Genomic DNA, 20,415 nt, shown 5'->3' with positions numbered 1-20,415 from the left:
GATGTTAGAAGAATCTAAAAATGTAATTAAAGGTGGCGAATTTGTAATTCGTGAAACCTCTTATAAAGATATTTTCATTCCGGAAGAATTTGATGAAGAGCAGTTAATGATCAAACAAACCTGTGTTGATTTTATAGAAGCTGAGGTATTGCCAAAACTTGATGAAATTGATGCACAGGAAGAAGGCTTGATGCAAAGTTTATTGGATAAGGCCGGAGAGCTTGGTATATTGAGTGTTTCTATTCCTGAGGAATATGGTGGCTTTGGAAAGAATTTCAATACATCGATGCTTGTTACTGATGCGGTAGGAGCAGGCCATTCTTTTGCAGTAGCACTTTCTGCTCATACAGGTATTGGAACGCTACCCATTTTGTACTATGGTAATGAAGAGCAAAAGAAGAAATATATTCCAAGATTGGCGACAGGAGAGCTTAAAGCGGCTTACTGTTTAACGGAACCGAATGCTGGGTCTGATGCAAATTCAGGAAAGACGTCGGCTAAATTGAATTCGGAAGGAACACATTATATGCTTAATGGCCAAAAGATGTGGATTACGAATGGTGGTTTTGCAGATCTTTTCATCGTATTTGCTAAAATAGATGATGACAAGAGCCTGTCTGCCTTTATTGTAGAAAGGGATTTTGGTGGGATAACGATGAATCCGGAAGAACATAAGATGGGAATTAAAGGTTCATCTACACGTCAGGTCTTTTTTAACGATTGTCCGGTCCCTGCTGAGAACCTGCTTTCAGAAAGAGAAAATGGATTTAAGATTGCGGTAAACATTTTAAACATTGGCCGGATAAAGTTGGGTGCGGCGGCCATTGGTTCTTCTAAAAAGGCGTTGGATCATGCTATTAATTATTCGAATGAGCGCGTACAATTTGGGTTGCAGATTTCAAAATTTGGAGCTATCCGTTATAAATTGGCTGAGATGGCAATTCGAAATTTTGCTGTCGAAAGTGCCGCTTACCGGGCCGGTCAGAATATTGACGATGCTTATGAGCAATTGGTTGCCGGAGGGATGGATAGTGGAAAAGCAAGACTGAAATCTACAGAGCAGTTTGCGATTGAATGTGCTATTTTGAAAGTCTGGGCTTCTGAGATGCTGGATTATATTGTTGATGAGGGAGTTCAGGTGTATGGAGGAATGGGTTTTTCTGCTGAAGCGCCTATGGAGAGAGCTTATCGGGACTCTAGAATTAATCGAATATTTGAAGGTACCAATGAAGTTAATCGCTTATTGATTGTTGATATGTTGTTGAAGCGCGCAATGAAAGGCGAGTTAGATTTAATGGGACCAGCTCAGCAAGTAGCGAATGAATTGATGTCTATTCCGGATTTTGAGGAAACAGAGGATGTGCTTTTTGCTTATGAGAAGAAAGTTCTTAAGAATTTGAAGAAAACTGGATTGATGATAGCAGGTGCGGCGGTTCAGAAGTTGATGATGACCCTATCTAAAGAGCAGGAGATTTTGATGAATATTGCTGATATAATTGGATATGTGTATGTAGCGGAATCTACAATTTTGAGGGTAGAGAAACTGGTAGCGATGAGAGGTGAAGATGCTGTAAAAGGACAAATAGACATTGCCAGAGTTTATTTGGATTCAACAGTAGACTATATTTCTATCGCAGGAAAGCAGGCTTTAAATGCTTTTGCTGAAGGAGATGAGTTGAAAATGATGCTGATGGGACTTCGTCGTTTTACAAAAACAGAGCCTTTTAATAGTAAAGAGGCACGACAAAGGATTGCAAAACAGTTGATTGAAGCTAATAAGTACTGTTATTAATTAATTATTATTTATTTAGAAACCGCTGTAGCACATCTATAGCGGTTTCCGTATTTTAAAAGAATTAGCCGTAATAGCACGATGCTGTTAAAAAATGTTAATTCCTTAATAAAATCAATTAAATAAATAACTTTGCACTTATGAGTATGAAAACGACCATGAAAAAAATTAACTTTTTAATTATCGCCTTAATCGCTGGTGTTGCTTTTACCGGCTGTTTGAAAGATAAGGATTTTGAACCTTATGATGCTCAAAAATATTTGGATTTAGAAGCTCCTGTATTGAAAGCATATGTGGAAGAAACCCCTGAATTAGAGGGTGCTGTAAAGGATGCAGAAACAGGCATTTGGTATAAGATTGTAGAAGAAGGATTACAAGATGAAGAAGATCCTGCTTTTTATACCTACAATTTTAACAATAATAATGACATTGAAGCTCCTCGTATTCGTGTGAATTATGAAGGTAAATTAGTAGAAACAGGAAAAACTTTCGAAAAGGCTGAGATGGCTGCTGGTAAATATATGTCATTAGGAGGAGTAATTGGAGGATGGCAAGTTGCATTCCTTCCAAAAGAATTGAAGGACAAGAATGATAAGATTATTAAAACTGGTTTGACAGAACTTGGTTTACAAAAAGGTTCGAAGATCAGAATTGTTATGCCATCACCTTATGGATATCAAAATCAAACCAGATCAGGTATTCCTGCAAACTCTCCATTGGATTTTTATATTGAAGTGCTAGAGGTCTTACCTCCGGCTGCTCCATCTGGTAATTAAAATAAAAAATTATACACTGTTGAATGAATATATTTTCTAGTCGGTTCTTAGTATTGGGCTTGTTTGCCGTATTAGCGTTTGCATCTTGTGAGAAGAAGGATTATCAAACCATTGTCGAATTGGATGAAGAGAATATCCAGAATTACATTCGTCAGAACAATTTAACCATGCTTCCTTTTGGGAATACAGGGATGTATTACCAGGTATTAGAAGAAGGAAATGGAAAGGAACTTGATTATACAGAGATTGTTCCATTGGTATTTACTTTGAAAACTCATGATGGGACCTTCAGTTCACTGGATACTTTTAATGTTGTAAATCGCTATGCAGATTACTTAGGATATTTTCCTTACGGCTCTGCAGTAGCGGGTAGTCAGTCTGGTTCACCATTAGATAAAGAAGAAGGATTGAAGCTAATTCTGAATCAGGTTTTGAAGCATGCTAATGGTAAAGTAAGAGTATTGGTTCCTTCTAGATATGCATATGGACGGAATGGTTCTGGCAAAATAGGCAGTAATCAATCTATCGATTATGTTATTCATGCAATAGATCCTGCAGATTTGCCGACATATGAAGATTATTCTATTAAGAACTATCTCTCGACGCTTTCAAATAGCAATGATTTTATAGAAACACCCAGTGGCATCTATTATCATATTTCTCAAGAGGGAACAGGTGATCAGGTTTCAGCTGAATCAACACTTGAGATTGGATATGTTTTGAAAACGTTAAATGGAACTATTGTTGAGCAATCTGCAACAGACTCACTTAATATTTCTTTAGCTTCAACAATTGCCGGATGGAGAGAAGTGCTTCCTAAGGTGAAAGAGGGTGGCAAGGTGCGTATGGTATTACCTTCATCTCAAGCTTATGGTCTTCCGGGAACAGCAAGTTCTTCGACTACAGGAAGTGGTGTTCCTCCTTTTTCTTCAATAGATTTTGAAGTAAGTGTAAAGAAAGTCGTGAAGTAAATATAAATGCTTAGCTCTTAAATGTAAAAGCTTTTAAGAGTTCACAAAATAAAAAAGGTCATAAGGTTTTATCTTATGGCTTTTTTTTATTTGATAGACTCTAGTACTGCTTCTTTGAATTTTAAACTTGTATGTGGAAAAAGGTCGTGAATCCGATTGTTTTCGCAAAGTAAATCACCTTGGATATTTTCGCTAAACGCATGTGCGATCATTTTTGGTAATCCGCTGCTTTTGCTTAACCAAAAGGTTGAGAAAAATGAATGAACAAAAGGTAAGGTAATGATGGTCTTTTTGATTTTACAGATCTGTAAAAATTGTGATAACATTTCGCGATAGCTTAAAATTTCAGGGCCGCCAATGTCAAAAGTTTGGTTAAATGTTACCGGATTAGAAGCAATAAAGTCTAAATAGGTGATAGCATCGCTTAGAGCGATAGGTTGGCATTTACTGCTTGCTAATTTGCTGTTTGAGATTATTGCAAAATTGCTTGCCATTCTTTTGAATATCTGTATCAGGAGAGAGTCCTTTCCTACAATATTGCTTGTTCGAATAACTGTATAAGGGATATAGCTTTTTTCAAATAACTGTTTAATATCCTTATTTACCGGTGATCGTAAGGGCATTACATAGATTAGATGAGCACAATTAACTTTGCGCGCTTTCTTTATATAATTTTGAATTGATAGTAGTTCCAGATCTTGATAGATATCTCCCTGTTCTGCTATATAATAGCTGAAATAGAAGGCAGCATCCAGATCTTTAGGAAAGTCTTTTGAGTACTTCTCCCGAATTAAATCTCCACGGATTACAGATAGATTGGTATTTCCCTTTTCTTTTAGAAATGTCTCATTCCTCACCAGGCATGTTAGTTGGTAATCCTTTTCTAAAAAGAAAAGAGATAATTTTTTTCCTAAGTAAGTATTGATGCCGGTTAAGAGTACATTCATCTGGTAAAGATAATTATGCTGTTAATATTACAAATCTAAAAAGCTAATGTTTCTTTTTATTCTATTTTTGTGAAATTAATCATTGTAAATGGAATGTCAATATCTGCATCATGGTACGAATATCACTATTATAAGCTTTAAATGAGTATATTTGTGACGCATAATTTTTATTTGGAATGAATAAAAAGACCATCTTAGTTTGGTTTAGAAACGATTTACGGATCTGTGACAATGAAATGCTGAGCTTAGCAAGCGACAAGGATAATGCTATTTTACCAGTTTTTATTTATGATCCGCGTATATATGTTGAAACAAAATACGGCACCAAAAAAACAGGTGTATTAAGAGCCAAGTTCATTAATGAGAGCGTTGAGGATCTTCAAAGATCGATTCGTTCCTTTAATGGTGAGTTAATAATTGAATCTGGCTTACCAGAAGAGATTTTGCCGGAATTAGCGAAACAGTACCAAATTGATGAGGTTTATCATCATCGTGAAGTTGCTTATGAAGAAACCAAGGTGTCTGCTCTGGTTGAAGAAGCGCTTTGGAAGTTGCAATTGAATTTAAGACATTTTATTGGACATACCTTATATCATAAGGAAGACCTGCCTTTCCCAATTAAGGATATACCTGATGATTTCAATACCTTTAAGAAAAAAGCTAGCAGGGAAAGTTCTATTCGACCAAGTATAAGATTTCCTGAGAATTTGAGCTTTTTAGAAATCGCTCCTGAATGGAGTGTGCCTACATTGGAAGATCTTGGTTTTAATGAAGAGGAAATTAAACTGGCAGAAGGCTCTTCAATATTAGGTGGAGAGACTGAAGCAAAAAAACAACTCACTTTATTGATGTGTGGAGGAATGACGGAATCCAGGCTCTCGCCATGGATTTCTTTAGGTTGCCTTTCAGTACATACGTATTATCATTCCTTAATAAGCTGTTCTAACTATCCAAAAAGTATTTCTAATAAATTGATGGATGAGTTGTGGTGGCATGATTATTACCGCTTTATGTTTAAGAAGCATGGCAATAAGTTCTTCAAGTTGCAGGGATTATCTAAAATTGAATTTTCCTGTATTGGAGGAGATGAGCAATTTGAAAATTGGAAATCAGGGAAAACGGATAATGCTGAGGTTAATCATATTATGGAAACTTTGAATAGTACCGGCTATATCAATCAAGCTGAGCGAACTGAAGCAGCAGCTTATTTGGTTAACGACCTTCGTGTAAATTGGTTAAAAGGTGCAGCTTATTTTGAAGAGAAATTAGTTGACTATAATCCGGCAACCAATTATGGAAGTTGGGCACATATTGCTGGTGTAGGTAGTAGTTTTAAGCATAATCTTAAGAATATTTCGTAATATGTAGAATTGCATATATCGATTTATTTTCCAATTGCTTTCTAAAAAACAAAGATGGATATTCGCTTTTGATTGTGAGTGCTAAAAAAGATCGCGATTCCTTATCACTACAATCATATTATTTATAACTTTGCTTTATACGTATAATTAGACATGGATAAGCTTACTTTCTTGAGCAACGCAGACTCTCGTTACATTGATTCGATGTATGAGTCATACAAAAGTGATCCTGAATCAGTTGATTTTGGGTGGCAAAAGTTTTTTGAAGGATTTGATTTCGGCTCTCAAGGAGGAGGCCCTGCAACAGAGACTCCTGAACATATATTAAAAGAAATTAATGTATTGAACATGATAAATGGCTATCGTGAGAGAGGTCATTTATTTACGAAAACGAATCCTGTTCGCGAACGCAGACGATATTTCCCGGGTAAGGAGCTGGCAACCTTTGGTTTAAGTGAGGCTGATATGGATACTGTATACAATGCAGGTATCGAGGTTGGCTTAGGCCCTGCTAAGTTGAGGGATATTCGTCAGTTGATAGAAGACACCTATTGTGATACAATTGGTGCTGAATTTAAGTATATCCGTAATCCTGAAAAGATATCCTGGTTGCAAAACCGGATGGAGAGTGAAAGAAACGAGCCTAATTTTGATATTGAGGCTAAAAAGAGAATGCTTCTAAAATTGAATGAGGCAGTAGTTTTTGAGAATTTCTTAGGAACTAAGTTTTTAGGACAGAAACGTTTTTCTCTTGAAGGAGCTGAAAGCTTGATACCTGGGTTGGATTCTGTTATTCAGAAGGGTGCAGATTTAGGTATTGAAGAGTTTGTAATAGGCATGGCGCATCGTGGTCGTCTAAACGTTTTAGTTAACGTATTAGGTAAGACTTACGAGACTGTCTTTAATGAATTTGAAGGTAAAACAACAGATGATGTTGAATTTGGAGGGGATGTTAAATACCATTTAGGATTTTCATCCGATGTTACAACCGCAAATAATAAAAGGGTTCATTTAAGCCTTTGTCCAAATCCTTCACACTTAGAAACTGTGAGCCCGGTAGTGGAAGGGATTGTCCGTTCTAAGATTGATATGAAATACGAGGGCAATTCCTCTAAAATTGCACCTATTTTGATTCATGGTGATGCAGCTATTGCCGGACAAGGTATTGTTTATGAAGTTATCCAAATGTCTAAGCTTGATGGTTATAAGACAGGTGGTACCATTCATATTGTTATTAATAATCAGGTAGGTTTTACAACCAATTATAAAGATGCCAGATCTTCTACTTATTGTACGGATATAGCTAAAGTTACTTTATCTCCCGTATTTCATGTAAATGGAGATGATGTGGAAGCTTTAGTATACGCCATTAATATGGCAGTTGAATATCGTCAAAAATATCGTACTGACGTATTCATCGATATGTTATGTTACCGTCGTTATGGTCATAATGAGGCTGACGAACCTAAATTTACACAGCCAGTATTATATAAAGCTATTGAGAAGCATTTAAACCCAAGAGAGGTTTACAATAAGAAGCTTCTGGAGCAAGGTAGTGTAGATGCTAGCCTGGCCAAAGAAATGGAAAAGGATTTCCGTGCGCTTTTACAGAAACGTTTGGATGAATCGAAAGATGATGAGGTAATTCCTGATGTGAATCCTATGTATTCTGGTGCATGGCAGGGTCTTAGAAAAGCTAAATATGAGGATATTTTTGTACCTGCAAATACAGCGGTATCTGAAAAAGATTTTATTCGGATAGCTAACGCAATTACGGAACTTCCTAAAGACAGGAAATTTTTCCGCAAGATTGAGCGCTTGTTTGATGACCGTCGGAAAATGGTAGAGAATAAGGTTTTTGATTGGGCAATGGCTGAATTAATGGCTTATGGTACTTTATTAGACGAAGGTAAACGTGTTCGTGTTTCAGGACAGGACGTAGAGCGTGGTACTTTCTCACACAGACATGCGGTTTTAACTTTAGAAGATTCAGAAGAAGAATATGTTCCATTAGCTCAATTGAATAATGGTGATGTAAAGTTTGATATCTATAATTCTCTACTTTCAGAATACGGAGTATTGGGATTTGAGTATGGCTATTCGTTAGCAAATCCGCATTCACTTACTATATGGGAAGCTCAATTTGGAGATTTTGTAAACGGTGCTCAAACTATAACCGATCAATATCTTTCAAGTTCAGAAGCCAAATGGAAGCGTTCTAATGCTTTGGTAATGTTGCTTCCGCATGGTTATGAAGGACAAGGACCAGAACATTCTTCAGCGAGAGTTGAGCGCGTTTTAGAACTATGTGCTGAGAATAACATGCAAGTTGCAAATTGTACTACTCCGGCTAACTTCTTCCATATATTACGCCGTCAGTTACACCGCGAATTCCGTAAACCACTGATTGTTTTTACACCTAAGAGCTTGCTTCGCCATCCTTTAGTTGTTTCTAATCTGGAAGAGTTTACGAAGGGTCAGTTTCAGGAAGTTATTGATGATAGCTATGTTAAGGCTGCAGATGTTAAACGCGTTCTGTTCTGTACTGGTAAAGTTTATTATGATTTATTAGATAAACAGCAAACCGATAAAAGAAAAGATGTAGCTATTGTTCGTGTTGAACAAATGTATCCTACACCAATGGATAGACTTCGTGCAATAAAAGCTAAATATAAGAATGCAGATGATTTCTTATGGGTTCAGGAAGAGCCTGAAAATATGGGAGCGTGGCCTTATATCTGCCGTAAACTTCGTCATTCCAGAATTGAATTAGAAGTAGTTTGCCGTAAAGAAAGCAGTAGTCCGGCTACAGGTTATCAAAAACAACACATCGCTCAACAGTTAATTATTGTTGAACGGGCTTTTGAAACACAAGCTGGAAAAGAAGTAAAAAAGAACATACAGAAAACAACCAATGAGGCTGTGAAAGTCGATTAATAATTAGCATTTATGAGTTTAGAAATGAAAGTGCCTACCGTAGGCGAATCTATTACAGAAGTTACTTTAGCGCAATGGTTAAAAAATGACGGCGATTATGTAGAAATGGATGAAATCGTTGCTGAACTGGAATCTGATAAGGCTACATTTGAGCTTCCGGCTGAAAAAGCAGGAATATTAAGACATATTGCAGCAGAAGGTGATACCTTAGAGATTGGAGCAGTTCTTTGTAAAATTGAAGACGGAAATAAAGCTGAAGGAAGCCCTGCCCCATCAAAGCAAGCAGAGTCTGCAGAAGCAGCACCGGCAGCTAAGGCAGAACCGGTAGAATCTCAAGAAAGTTATGCTTCAGGTACAGCATCTCCTGCAGCAGCTAAGATACTTAAAGAAAAAGGCATAGATACTAAGTCTATAAACGGTACAGGAAAAGATGGCCGTATAACAAAGGATGATGCTGTAAAAGCTTCTGCACCTTCTAAAGATGAATCTACAGCACCAGCAGAGAAATCTCCTGCATCAGCGGTTGCCAGTACTTCTCCTTCCATAGCTGGAAGTAGAGATGAAAGACATGAGAAAATGTCTTCTCTTAGAAAGACTATTGCGAAACGTTTAGTAGTTGTAAAAAATGAAACGGCTATGCTTACTACTTTTAACGAAGTAGATATGAAGCCAATAATGGATTTACGTAGTAAATATAAAGACAAGTTTAAAGAGAAACACGGTGTTGGTTTAGGTTTTATGTCTTTCTTTACCAAAGCAGTATGCATGGCTTTAAATGAATGGCCATCAGTTAATGCAAGAATTGAAGAAGAAGAAATTGTATATAGTAACTTTGTTGATGTCTCAATTGCTGTATCAGGCCCGAAAGGTTTGGTAGTTCCAATTATTAGAAATGCAGAGTCATTATCTTTACAAGATATTGAAAAAGCAGTTGTTGATTTGGCAACTAAAGCCAGAGGTAATAAATTGACCATTCAGGAGATGACTGGAGGAACCTTTACAATCACAAATGGTGGAGTATTTGGCTCAATGATGTCGACTCCAATAATCAATGCTCCTCAATCTGCAATACTAGGAATGCATAACATTATTCAGCGTCCGGTTGCAATTAATGGCGAGGTGGTTATTCGTCCGATGATGTATCTTGCATTATCTTATGATCATAGAATCATTGATGGAAGAGAATCAGTTAGTTTCTTAGTACGCGTGAAGGAGCTTTTAGAAGATCCAACCCGTTTACTACTTGATGTATAAGAATATTTAGTTTATGGGATTGTCCTGAAGGCAATCCCATTTTTTTTAACCTTGACTCTTAAAACTTACTTGAATAAATTAATCCTTGTTATCAGTCTGTTTTTTTGTTTCTTGGATTCGAAAGCACAAATGCTGGAGTGGGACTTTGGTTTTTTCGGCTTTGCCGATAATCATGAATACTCAGCATCAGATAGGGATTCACCAACACTTATTGGTCTACAGTTCTCCCCCGAAGTAGGGTTGTTAGTGGATAGTACACATCGGGTTAGGTTTGGAGTTAATATACTGCATGAATTTGGTTCAAGTAAAATTAGTAGTAAAATCAATCCCACCATTTATTATAATTACACAAAAAAGAGTATTAATTTCTACATGGGAGTTTTTCCCAGAGTCGGATTGGTTGATGGCTTCTCAAGAGCCTTGTTAAGTGATACACTTCAGTATTATAGGCCAAATCTTAGCGGAATGCTTTTTCGTTACGAGAAAAAACATATATTTCAACAAGTTTGGATAGACTGGAATAGTAAGCAAACGGAAACGCAACGTGAGCAATTTCTTGTAGGCTTATCCGGCAATGTTAAAGTAGGGGATTTTTCTTTTGGCCATGAAGCCGTTTTATGGCATAATGCGCTTCCAAAGAATCATGATGCCACTATTCACCTTCAGGATAATGCAGCCTTAATAGGCTGGTTTGGAATGAATTTATCACCTCATGTTAAACTGGATTCACTTGCATTAAGTGTGGGAGGTTTATTTTCGTTTAGCAGGGATAGAAGCCTAGGTTATTGGACAACCCCAAAAGGGCTGATAGTAGAGGGACATATAGCTTATAAAGCATTCTACATTCATGATGTATTGTATATAGGAGAGTCACAAGCAATTGCTTTAGGTGATAGTTTTTACTCAGAGAGTAAGTATAACCGCCTGGATTTAGGGTGGGAACCCTTTCGTAAGAATCGACTGTCGGCAAAATTGGTTTTAAGCTTCCATTTTACTCCGGGTGCAATTGACAACCAACAAGCGCTCAATCTGCGTTATAACATTGGAGCAAAGCACAAACTAAAAGATAATTGGTATTAATGTTTATATTATTCTGATTAGTTAATATGAAAGTTATTGAAGTAAACAATCAAGATCTTGCAGAAAGCTTTATACGTGTTGCTTTGCAGTTCTATGAGGATGACGCAAACTACATTCGTCCGTTAAATGCAGATATTGATGAAGTTTTTGATCCCGAAAAGAACATTTCCTTTAAACAAGGTGAATGTATTCGGTGGCTTTTACAAGATGAGTCTGGTAAATATATTGGCCGGATTGCAGCATTTTATACCAAGGAAACAGTTGATAATTATGAGCTTCCTGCAGGAGGCTGTGGTTTTTTTGAATGCATCAATAGCCAGGAAGCTGCATTTGTTTTATTTGATACAGCAAAAGCTTGGTTAAGTTCAAAGGGATTAGAAGCGATGGATGGGCCTATTAATTTTGGTGAGCGCCATAAGTGGTGGGGCTTGTTAGCTGAGGGCTTTTATGAACCTTGCTACACTTGTAACTATAATCCTACTTATTATCAGGCGTTATTTGAGGCATATGGTTTTCAGCTTTATTATAAACAATATACCTATTGGCGCGATGTTAGAATGACATTAGACACTCGTTATGCTGATCGGGCAAAGAATATTCTGGCCAATCGTGGATATACATTTGCGCATGTAAATAAATCTAATCTGGATGAAGCTGCTCGTAATTTTAGATCCGTATATAATAAGGCATGGGCGAAGCATGCAGGAATAGGTGAGATGTCTGAAGTACAAGCTCAGGAGCTTTTGCGTAATATGCGTCCAATTATAGATCCTAAGCTTATTTGGTTCGCATTTTATAATAATGAACCTGTAGGATTTTGGATTTCTATACCAGATTTAAATCAGCTAATTGTGAAATATCTACCCGGTAAACTCACCTGGTGGGGGAAGTTGCTTTTTATGTGGAGGAAATTTACCAAGCAAAATAAGACCATGTTCGGCGTAATATTTGGAGTAATTCCTGAGCACCAAAAAAGAGGATTAGAGATTGCTCTTATTGTAGAGTCAGCTAAATTGGTTCAAGATAAAAATATGCCCTATGAAGAGCTACAAATGAATTGGATTGGAGACTTTAATCCGAAGATGATGCGAGTTGCAGAGCAAATAGGAGCAAGGATCTATAAAACTCACCATACTTACCGTTATTTATTTGATCGTAACAAAGAATTTGAACGTTACCCGATTTTATAATTCAAAATAGTGTAAAAAAAAGTATAAAACATTGTAAAATAATATTCAAACATTTAGTATTTACGTATGTTTGTACTACAAAACTTAATAATCTAAAAAAATTAAAAAAACATGAAAAAGTTATTCTTAGCACCTGCGGCAGCAGCTGTTTTATTTTTGGCATCATGCGGAGGTAGTACTGAAAATGCAACTGAAAGTACCGATACTACTGCAGCGGCAACAACGGAGGTGACGACTGACAATTCTAATTTAGCACCTGCTGTATTTGAAATTGAGTCGAGTGATCAAATGAAATTTAACCAATCATCTTTCACAGTTAAAGCTGGACAAGAGGTTCAAATTACATTACACAATGTTGGAACATTGCCTAAAGAAGCAATGGGACATAATTTCGTAGTATTAGCTCCTGGAACAGATTTAGCAGCTTTTGGTGGCGAAGCTTTTAAAGCAAAAGATAACGACTATATTCCTGCAACATATTCATCATCAATCATTGCTCATACTAAGTTATTAGGACCAGGTGAAAGTGATACTATTACTTTTACAATTCCTGAAGCAGGTGAATACGAATTCGTTTGTAGCTTCCCTGGACACTGGGGTACAATGAATGGTAAAATTATTGTTGAGTAATATTTATTATACAAATTCAATAAGAAAGAAGGCAGTCAATTTTGGCTGCCTTCTTTCTTGCATAGATTTTTTTATTCCTTAACTTTGAGAACCAATATCATAAAATATGCAATACGACGTAGTAATTATAGGAAGTGGCCCGGGTGGATATGTTAGCGCAATTCGTTGCGCACAATTAGGTTTAAAAACAGCAGTTATTGAGAAGTATAATAGCTTTGGCGGCACTTGCCTAAATGTGGGATGTATCCCATCAAAAGCTTTGCTTGATTCCAGCGAGCATTTTTACAATGCTGACAAGCATTTTGCAGCTCATGGTATTAAACTGGATAACCTTTCTGTTGATATTGCTCAAATGATTAAGCGGAAAAATGAAGTTGTAGAGCAAACAACTGGTGGTATCGATTTTCTATTTAAGAAGAATAAAATTACTTCTTATCAAGGAATGGGTTCATTCGTTGATAAGAACACAATAAAAATTACAAAGGCAGGTGGAGAGACTGAAACCATTACAGCTACCAATGTGGTAATTGCTACCGGATCTAAGCCTTTCTCTTTACCATCTATCAAAATAGATAAAAAGCGTATTATTACTTCAACCGAAGCCTTAAATCTGCAAGAAGTTCCTAAGCATCTGGTTTTGATTGGAGGAGGAGTAATCGGATTGGAATTAGGTTCTGTATATGCTCGTTTAGGATCCAAAGTAACCGTATTAGAATATGCTGATTCTATTATCCCAACCATGGATAAAGGCTTAGGAAAGGAATTGCAAAAGGTACTTAAGCGTTTAGGTTTTGAATTCCTATTGAATCATAAAGTAACAGGAGCAACCACCAGAGGCAAAAAAGTAACCATTACAGCGGAGAATAAACAAGGTGAAGCTGTTAAAATTGAAGGAGATTATTGCCTGGTGGCTATTGGCCGGATTGCTTATACTGAAAACCTGGGCTTAGAAAATATAGGAATAACACTTGAAGAGCGTGGTAAGAAAGTTCCTGTTAATGAAAATCTGGAAACTTCAGTTAAAGGAGTTTACGCCATTGGCGATGTAATTAAAGGAGCTATGTTAGCTCATAAAGCTGAGGATGAAGGAACTTTTGTAGCAGAGCTAATAGCCGGACAAAAACCTCATATCGACTATAACTTAATTCCTGGAGTTGTTTATACATGGCCGGAAGTTGCCAGTGTAGGTAAAACAGAAGAAGAATTAAAAGCAGCTGGTAAAAAATACAAATCAGGATCTTTTCCTTTTAAAGCAAGTGGAAGAGCAAGAGCAAGTATGGATACAGATGGCTTTGTTAAAGTATTGGCAGATGCTGATACCGACGAAGTACTTGGTGTTCATATGATTGGTCCCCGGGTAGCTGATATAATTGCAGAAGCTGTTGTAGCGATGGAGTATAGAGCTTCGGCAGAAGACATAGCTCGTATTTGCCATGCACATCCAACATACACAGAAGCATTAAAAGAAGCTGCCCTTGCAGCCACAGACAATAGAGCAATTCATATATAACATATTTAGAGCGGATATTATCCGCTCTAAATATTTAAAGGCTATTACATGAACTTTTACACACGAAAATGGGTTAAACCTGAAGATCTCAATCCGAATGGTACTTTATTCGGAGGTACCTTATTAAGATGGATAGATGAGGAAGCTGTAATCTATGCAATTGTGCAGCTAGGCAACCCACACGTAGTTACTAAGTTTATTTCTGAAATTAACTTTGTTAGTTCGGCAAAACAAGGTGATATTATTGAATTAGGGATACAAGCCATTAGTTTTGGAAAAACATCGATCACTCTTTGCTGTGAAGTAAGAAATAAAATCACAAAGAAGAGTATACTAACAATTGATAGATTGGTCTTTGTAAATGTTAACAAAAATGGAGTTCCCACAGAGCATGGTAAAACTGAAATTACCTATGCTTACCGCTAAACCTTAGCTTTATTAAGAAACTGTAAACCCTGTGTTATATTTGTGCTATTTTTAGATGAAAATGAATACTTTTGTGATTCCTTTTCAAAAGAATGAATGCACGTAGTATTTTAAAACCAGATATATACCTCGCCTTAATTTATCAGATAGCAGTTTTATTAGGCATTTATGCACTGCTCCGTTTAGGCTTCTACTTTGTCAACATCAGTTTATTCCCTGCTGTTACAGCTAAAAACTTGTGGGTAATTATGTTGGGCGGAGTTAAATTTGATATTGCAGCTTTGCTCTATATCAATTCCCTGTTTATTCTGCTTCAAAGTATTCCTTTTCCCTTTCGTTATCATTCTCTTTATCAGAGAATATGTAAATGGATATTTATAATTACCAATGGAATAGGGATCGCATTAAATATTGTTGATTTTGGCTATTATAAGTTTACCTTAAAAAGAACAACAGGAACCGTCTTTGAACAGTTCTCGAATGAAGAGAATAAATTGAAGTTGACCTTTGATTTCTTTATAGATTACTGGTATTTGCTTATACTGTTTATTCTGATCCTCTATCTTCTTTGGTGGTTGTATGATCGTATGCAAATTAGATCAGCACGTCCATTTAATATCCTTAATTATACTACTCATAGTCTTATTTTCTTATTGATTATTGGCTTAACCATTGTAGGTATGCGCGGCGGTTGGAGACATAGTACGCGTCCTATAACTTTAAGTAATGCTGGTGAATATGTAGAACGACCAGAGGAGATGTATATCGTATTAAATACACCATTTTCTATTTTCAGAACCTTAGGATCTGTTAAGCTTAAACCGGTTCACTATTTTGATGAGGAAGAACTTAAGTCAATTTACAATCCCGTTCATACCCCAAATCCAGATAGTACCTTTAAGCCTTTAAACGTTGTGTTTTTAATCATTGAAAGTTTAGGAAAAGAACATGTAGGAATACTGAATAAAAATCTGGATAATGGAAATTACAAGGGGTATACACCATTCCTCGACTCTTTGATTTCACAGAGTTATACCTTTACACAAACATTCGCAAATGGCCGTAAATCCATTGATGCACTTCCCTCAATAATATCCGGAATTCCGAGTATTGAAGAGCCTTTTGTCCTTTCTATCTATTCGGGTAATGAAACGAACAGCGTAGCTAAACTACTTGATCAGAAAGGCTATGAAACAGCTTTCTTCCACGGTGCGCCAAATGGGTCGATGGGCTTTTCTTCTTATACCAAATTAGCCGGATTCCAGCACTATTATGGTAAAACAGAGTATAATAATGATGCCGACTTTGATGGTATCTGGGGTATATGGGATGAGCCTTTTATGCAGTTCATGGCTCAAAAGATCAATACATTTAAGCAGCCATTTTTTACAACCTTCTTCTCTATATCATCGCATCACCCTTATAAGGTACCCGAAAAGTATATAGGAAAGTTTCCAAAAGGGCCACTACCAGTTCAAGAGCCGATGGGATATACGGATATGGCAATCCGTGAGTTCTTTGAAACAGCATCTAAAATGCCTTGGTTTAATAATACGTTATTTGTGCTTTGTGCAGATCATGCAACAGTTTCCTACTATCCCGATTATCAAACATTATTGGGCTCTTATGCCATTCCAATTGTGTTTTATTACCCGGGAGGAAATCTAAAGGGCATGTCTGATCATCTGGTTCAGCAGATTGATATTGCACCAACCGTTCTTAACTTCTTAAATTACGATAAGCCTTATGTCGCTTTTGGATTTGATGCTTTTGCTACCGATTCAACGAATTTCGTAGTCAATAATAATGGAACCTCTTTTAGTTTGCATCAAGGTAATTACTTATTATTAAGCGATGGAAATAAAAGCAGTGCTTTATTTAATGTAAAGACCGATGTCTTATTGAAGAATAACATAGTAAATACCTTACCAGACATTCAAGAGGGAATGGAAAACCATTTAAAAGCATTTATCCAGCAGTATAATAACCGCATGATAAATAACGAATTAACGGTTAAATAAGCTATTATCGATTTGTAAATGAATTATCCTTCATTTCCTTTTTTAATTCTCTCTCAACAAAAAACGGAGCGAAAGGAATCAAGGAAGCACCAAAGAACAAAGCCAATCTTTTAAAGCTCCATTTATAGATAAACCAACAGCTAATCAGTAAAATCAGGTAGGTAATAAATAATAAGCCGTGTGCCCAGCCAACATATTTCACACCTAGTGGCCAGTCTGCTAAGTATTTTAAAGGCATAGCAATAAAGAAGAGTATCACAGTGGATACTCCTTCTATAAATGCGATTTGCGTAAAGCGAATTAATGTAAGATTTTTCATTTAGGCAAACATAGTAATTTATTCGTATTCAGGCTTTATCTCTTTGTGTTCATATTCCTCTTCCAACATTTCCTCAATAGGTAATCCTGGTTTATCCATACCTAATCTATGCAAGATACTGTCGAATGTTTGATAAACAACCGGAACTATAATTAAGGTAAGAAACAAAGAACTTAATAAACCACCAATAATTACCCAGGCTAATCCATTCTTCCATTCTGATCCGGCACCTGCCGCTAAAGCGATAGGAAGCATACCAAATACCATGGCAATGGTTGTCATTAAAATGGGTCTTAAACGAGCGTGGTTGGCATTAATTAAGGCCTGCCTGGTTGATTGCCCCAGAGCTTTCATCTGATTTGTAAAGTCGACTAATAGAATCGCATTCTTTGCAACCAATCCAATCAACATGATCAATCCCAGAATGGTGAAAATATTCAAACTATTATTGGTTAATGCCAATGCCAGTAAAGATCCGATCACAGACAATGGAATTGAAAACATGACAACAAAAGGATAAACGAAACTATCATATAATGCAACCATAATGAAATATACCATTACAATTGCAATTATTAATGCAGTTGCCAGGGAACCAAAACCCTCAGCCTGGCTTTCCACATCTCCACTCCAAATATAGTTTACACCCAAAGGTTTAGGAATGTTGTCAAGCTTAGCCTGAAAGTCATCAACAATACTACCGGTTGTCCGCCCTACAGGTTGTCCTTGTACTTTAACAGAAGTTGATTTATCCCTTCGCTCTAATCTGCTTGGGCCAGAACCTTCTTTAACATTTGCAAACTGTGATAGTTGAATAAGATCACCATCTTTATTAGCAAAGTACAGGTTTCTAACATCGTTTACATTTCGTCTATCGTAATTATCAAATCGGATATTGATATCATATTCATATTCTCCTTGTCTGAATTTACCATCTGTATTTCCGTTAAATGCAGTTTGCATGGTGGCACCAACTGTCTGTAAACTCAGTCCTAAAGATGCCATTTTATCCCGATCAACCTCAACTTCAACCTCCGGATTTCCACCTTCAACAGATAGTTTGGTACCTGTAGCCCCTGGAACACTCGCCAGGGCATCTAACGCTTTATCAGCATAAGACATAATACTATCCAGATCCGAGCCTGTAACCACGAGTTCTATCGGTGCTTGCTGAGCCGTTCCGAGAATACTTACCGGAACAGTTTTAACCTTTACGCCCACTAATAATTGTGAAAGCTCTTGTCTTATTCTGGCAGCATAGATATCAGAAGATTCCCGCTTACTCTTGTCAATCAATTTAACAGTTATTTCTGCTTTATAAGGTGTTGCTAAAGTTCCGCTTGAACCTTCACTTGATTGGCCTACCATGGTTATCAAAGAAACTATCTCTGGTTTGGAAGATAAGTATTCTTCAGTTTTAAAGGCAGCTTGATTTGTTTGTTCAATAGAAACATCCTTTGGCAATTCTAATTGTACCAAAAACTCTCCACGGTCACTCTGAGCGAAGAACTCTGTTCCAATAAATCCTCCGGCAACTAGTCCGCATGAAGATACCAATAGCAAGGTTACACTCACTAAAGTTATCGCTTTATGATCCAAAGCCCATTCAAGAATTCCTGTGATCCATCTGGTAAAACGATGAAGTTGTTTTTCAAACCATAATATAAAACGACCAGATGGCTTATCTCTTGTAATCTTCTCCAATTTCCCGAATCTGGATGTAACCAGAGGGACAATGGTAAATGATACCAGTAAACTCAAAAGTGTTGCAATAATAACTACCACACAAAACTCACGTAGAATATCTGATACCATACCTGTACTCAATGATATCGGTAAGAAAACCACCACAATAACAAAGGTGATAGAAACAACGGTAAAACCAATTTCTTTCGCTCCGTCAACAGATGCCCTAACCTTATTCTTCCCCATTTCCATATGCCGGTAGATATTCTCGATAACTACAATTGCATCATCCACCAGAATTCCCACCACCAATGACAGGCCTAATAATGACATCAGGTTTAAGGTAAAGCCCAGCAATTCCATGCCTATGAAAGTTGAAATCAAAGAAACCGGAATGGCTATCATTACGATAATCGCATTTCTAAAACTATGTAAGAACAATAGCATAATAAAGGCAACCAATATAATCGCAAGAATTAAGTCGAAAACAACCGCATTTGCAGATTCTAATGTATATACCGAACCATCATTTGCAATTTGTAATGACAGGTTATTAGCCGCATATTCAGCTTCAATTTCAGGCAAAGCCTCTGCAACACTTTTACTGATAGTAACTGCGTTGGCATCAGATGTTTTAAGAACCTGTATCGCTACAGAGCTTTTTCTATTAAAACGTGATAGTTTTTCTACATCTTTTTGCGTGTCTTGTACATCTGCAATATCTTGCATCCGGATCTGTGAGCCATCATCGGTAGTTTTAACTACTAAATTACGCAGCTCTTCTACCGATTTATATTTTCCAGACAAACGAACCAATATATCTTGCTCCTGAGTCTTTATACTACCAGTAGGAAAGTCTAAGTTTGAAGTCAAAATAACTTGCTGTACATCTAAGGGCGATAAACCATAAGCTTCCAATTTAGGAGCACTTAAGTTAACCTGAATCTCACGCTCCTGTCCACCCACTAAGTTAACCTGCGCAACACCAGGAATTTGTGAGAAGAGCGGTTGTATTCTTTTGTCAAGAAGATCATAGAACTCCGACTCAGTCATCGTGGCTGTAGCCGCAAGTGTGATAATAGGCAAATCATCCAGTGAGAACTTAGCAAGAGATGGCGTTCTAACATCATCCGGTAAATCAGCTAAAATTGCATTGATCTTCCGTTGAGCTTCATTTAATGCCAAATCTACATCAGCACCGCTATTTAAAGTGATGGTAATTAAGGAAAGGCTTTCAAAAGAAACCGCATCTATCTTTTTTACATTCTCAAGAGAGGAAACGGCATCTTCCAGCTTCTTTGTAACTGTATTTTCTACTTCATTGGGCGATGCTCCAGGATAAATAGTAGAAACAGATACTACTGCCGGAGTAAATTTGGGTAACATTTCATAGTTCAATGAAAAGTAACTCAACAGACCCAGTAAACTGAGAGCAGTGAATACAACAATAACCAGTGAAGGCCTTTTTATAGAAATATCAGAAATTTTCATCGGAATAAATTGTTTTTAAGAGGT

Annotated in this window: 15 protein-coding genes; 12 read left to right on the top strand and 3 right to left on the bottom strand. The window is 36.9% G+C overall.

From position 1 onward, the window contains the following. Position 1 precedes the first annotated feature (1 nt). The 3 genes from C8N28_RS05440 to C8N28_RS05430 all read left to right on the top strand — a co-directional run bounded on the left by C8N28_RS05440 (position 2) and on the right by C8N28_RS05430 (position 3,539). On the top strand, positions 2-1,792 hold the full coding sequence (locus C8N28_RS05440; protein ID WP_132222268.1) for an acyl-CoA dehydrogenase family protein: 1,791 nt from the start codon (positions 2-4) through the stop codon (positions 1,790-1,792). Positions 1,793-1,932: 140 nt separating this feature from the next. Next, on the top strand, positions 1,933-2,568 hold the full coding sequence (locus C8N28_RS05435) for an FKBP-type peptidyl-prolyl cis-trans isomerase (RefSeq protein ID WP_132222266.1): 636 nt from the start codon (positions 1,933-1,935) through the stop codon (positions 2,566-2,568). A gap of 23 nt (positions 2,569-2,591) precedes the next feature. After that, the gene (locus tag C8N28_RS05430) at positions 2,592-3,539 is read left to right on the top strand and encodes an FKBP-type peptidyl-prolyl cis-trans isomerase (RefSeq protein WP_132222264.1); all 948 of its coding nucleotides are present in this window, start codon (positions 2,592-2,594) and stop codon (positions 3,537-3,539) included. A gap of 86 nt (positions 3,540-3,625) precedes the next feature. Here C8N28_RS05430 and C8N28_RS05425 read toward each other — a convergent pair whose 3' ends face one another. After that, complete coding sequence (locus tag C8N28_RS05425; protein WP_132222262.1) at positions 3,626-4,486, bottom strand: Rossmann-fold NAD(P)-binding domain-containing protein; 861 nt, start codon at positions 4,484-4,486, stop codon at positions 3,626-3,628. A gap of 176 nt (positions 4,487-4,662) precedes the next feature. Between C8N28_RS05425 and C8N28_RS05420 the strand changes: the two genes are divergently transcribed. The 9 genes from C8N28_RS05420 to C8N28_RS05380 all read left to right on the top strand — a co-directional run bounded on the left by C8N28_RS05420 (position 4,663) and on the right by C8N28_RS05380 (position 16,895). Further along, positions 4,663-5,847, top strand: a complete 1,185-nt coding sequence (locus C8N28_RS05420; RefSeq protein ID WP_132222260.1) for a deoxyribodipyrimidine photo-lyase — start codon at positions 4,663-4,665, stop codon at positions 5,845-5,847. 153 nt (positions 5,848-6,000) lie between these two features. Next, complete coding sequence (locus C8N28_RS05415; protein ID WP_132222258.1) at positions 6,001-8,784, top strand: 2-oxoglutarate dehydrogenase E1 component; 2,784 nt, start codon at positions 6,001-6,003, stop codon at positions 8,782-8,784. Positions 8,785-8,796: 12 nt separating this feature from the next. Further along, on the top strand, positions 8,797-10,038 hold the full coding sequence (odhB, locus tag C8N28_RS05410) for a 2-oxoglutarate dehydrogenase complex dihydrolipoyllysine-residue succinyltransferase (protein WP_132222256.1): 1,242 nt from the start codon (positions 8,797-8,799) through the stop codon (positions 10,036-10,038). 69 nt (positions 10,039-10,107) lie between these two features. Next, positions 10,108-11,118 (top strand): hypothetical protein, encoded by a 1,011-nt coding sequence (locus C8N28_RS05405; protein ID WP_132222254.1) that lies wholly within the window; start codon positions 10,108-10,110, stop codon positions 11,116-11,118. 26 nt (positions 11,119-11,144) lie between these two features. Beyond that, on the top strand, positions 11,145-12,308 hold the full coding sequence (locus C8N28_RS05400; RefSeq protein WP_132222252.1) for a hypothetical protein: 1,164 nt from the start codon (positions 11,145-11,147) through the stop codon (positions 12,306-12,308). A gap of 111 nt (positions 12,309-12,419) precedes the next feature. Then, positions 12,420-12,938, top strand: coding sequence for a plastocyanin/azurin family copper-binding protein (locus tag C8N28_RS05395; protein ID WP_132222250.1), 519 nt, complete (start codon positions 12,420-12,422; stop codon positions 12,936-12,938). A 106-nt stretch (positions 12,939-13,044) separates the two neighbouring features. Continuing rightward, entirely contained in the window at positions 13,045-14,448 is a 1,404-nt protein-coding gene (lpdA, locus tag C8N28_RS05390; RefSeq protein WP_132222248.1) for a dihydrolipoyl dehydrogenase, read from the top strand. A 48-nt stretch (positions 14,449-14,496) separates the two neighbouring features. Then, positions 14,497-14,874 (top strand): acyl-CoA thioesterase, encoded by a 378-nt coding sequence (locus C8N28_RS05385; RefSeq protein WP_132222246.1) that lies wholly within the window; start codon positions 14,497-14,499, stop codon positions 14,872-14,874. A gap of 92 nt (positions 14,875-14,966) precedes the next feature. Next, positions 14,967-16,895 (top strand): LTA synthase family protein, encoded by a 1,929-nt coding sequence (locus tag C8N28_RS05380; RefSeq protein ID WP_132222244.1) that lies wholly within the window; start codon positions 14,967-14,969, stop codon positions 16,893-16,895. A 4-nt stretch (positions 16,896-16,899) separates the two neighbouring features. Here the strand turns inward: C8N28_RS05380 and C8N28_RS05375 are convergent, their stop codons facing one another. Then, entirely contained in the window at positions 16,900-17,214 is a 315-nt protein-coding gene (locus C8N28_RS05375) for a DUF3817 domain-containing protein (protein ID WP_132222242.1), read from the bottom strand. Between the two features lie 18 nt (positions 17,215-17,232). Next, complete coding sequence (locus C8N28_RS05370) at positions 17,233-20,391, bottom strand: efflux RND transporter permease subunit (RefSeq protein ID WP_132222240.1); 3,159 nt, start codon at positions 20,389-20,391, stop codon at positions 17,233-17,235. Positions 20,392-20,415: the final 24 nt, after the last annotated feature.

It is taken from the genome of Albibacterium bauzanense, from assembly GCF_004339765.1.
GTDB lineage: Bacteria > Bacteroidota > Bacteroidia > Sphingobacteriales > Sphingobacteriaceae > Albibacterium > Albibacterium bauzanense.
The sequence above is the reverse complement of the archived record's forward strand: the minus strand, read 5'-3'. Positions and strand labels throughout refer to the sequence as shown.

Bases quoted from the DNA above. Each gene is read 5' to 3' on its own strand.
- C8N28_RS05440 (WP_132222268.1), top strand. From the start codon at position 2: ATGTTAGAAGAATCTAAAAATGTAATTAAAGGTGGCGAATTTGTAATT.
- C8N28_RS05435 (WP_132222266.1), top strand. From the start codon at position 1,933: ATGAGTATGAAAACGACCATGAAAAAAATTAACTTTTTAATTATCGCC.
- C8N28_RS05430 (WP_132222264.1), top strand. From the start codon at position 2,592: ATGAATATATTTTCTAGTCGGTTCTTAGTATTGGGCTTGTTTGCCGTA.
- C8N28_RS05425 (WP_132222262.1), bottom strand. From the start codon at position 4,486: ATGAATGTACTCTTAACCGGCATCAATACTTACTTAGGAAAAAAATTA.
- C8N28_RS05420 (WP_132222260.1), top strand. From the start codon at position 4,663: ATGAATAAAAAGACCATCTTAGTTTGGTTTAGAAACGATTTACGGATC.
- C8N28_RS05415 (WP_132222258.1), top strand. From the start codon at position 6,001: ATGGATAAGCTTACTTTCTTGAGCAACGCAGACTCTCGTTACATTGAT.
- odhB (WP_132222256.1), top strand. From the start codon at position 8,797: ATGAGTTTAGAAATGAAAGTGCCTACCGTAGGCGAATCTATTACAGAA.
- C8N28_RS05400 (WP_132222252.1), top strand. From the start codon at position 11,145: ATGAAAGTTATTGAAGTAAACAATCAAGATCTTGCAGAAAGCTTTATA.
- C8N28_RS05395 (WP_132222250.1), top strand. From the start codon at position 12,420: ATGAAAAAGTTATTCTTAGCACCTGCGGCAGCAGCTGTTTTATTTTTG.
- lpdA (WP_132222248.1), top strand. From the start codon at position 13,045: ATGCAATACGACGTAGTAATTATAGGAAGTGGCCCGGGTGGATATGTT.
- C8N28_RS05385 (WP_132222246.1), top strand. From the start codon at position 14,497: ATGAACTTTTACACACGAAAATGGGTTAAACCTGAAGATCTCAATCCG.
- C8N28_RS05380 (WP_132222244.1), top strand. From the start codon at position 14,967: ATGAATGCACGTAGTATTTTAAAACCAGATATATACCTCGCCTTAATT.
- C8N28_RS05375 (WP_132222242.1), bottom strand. From the start codon at position 17,214: ATGAAAAATCTTACATTAATTCGCTTTACGCAAATCGCATTTATAGAA.
- C8N28_RS05370 (WP_132222240.1), bottom strand. From the start codon at position 20,391: ATGAAAATTTCTGATATTTCTATAAAAAGGCCTTCACTGGTTATTGTT.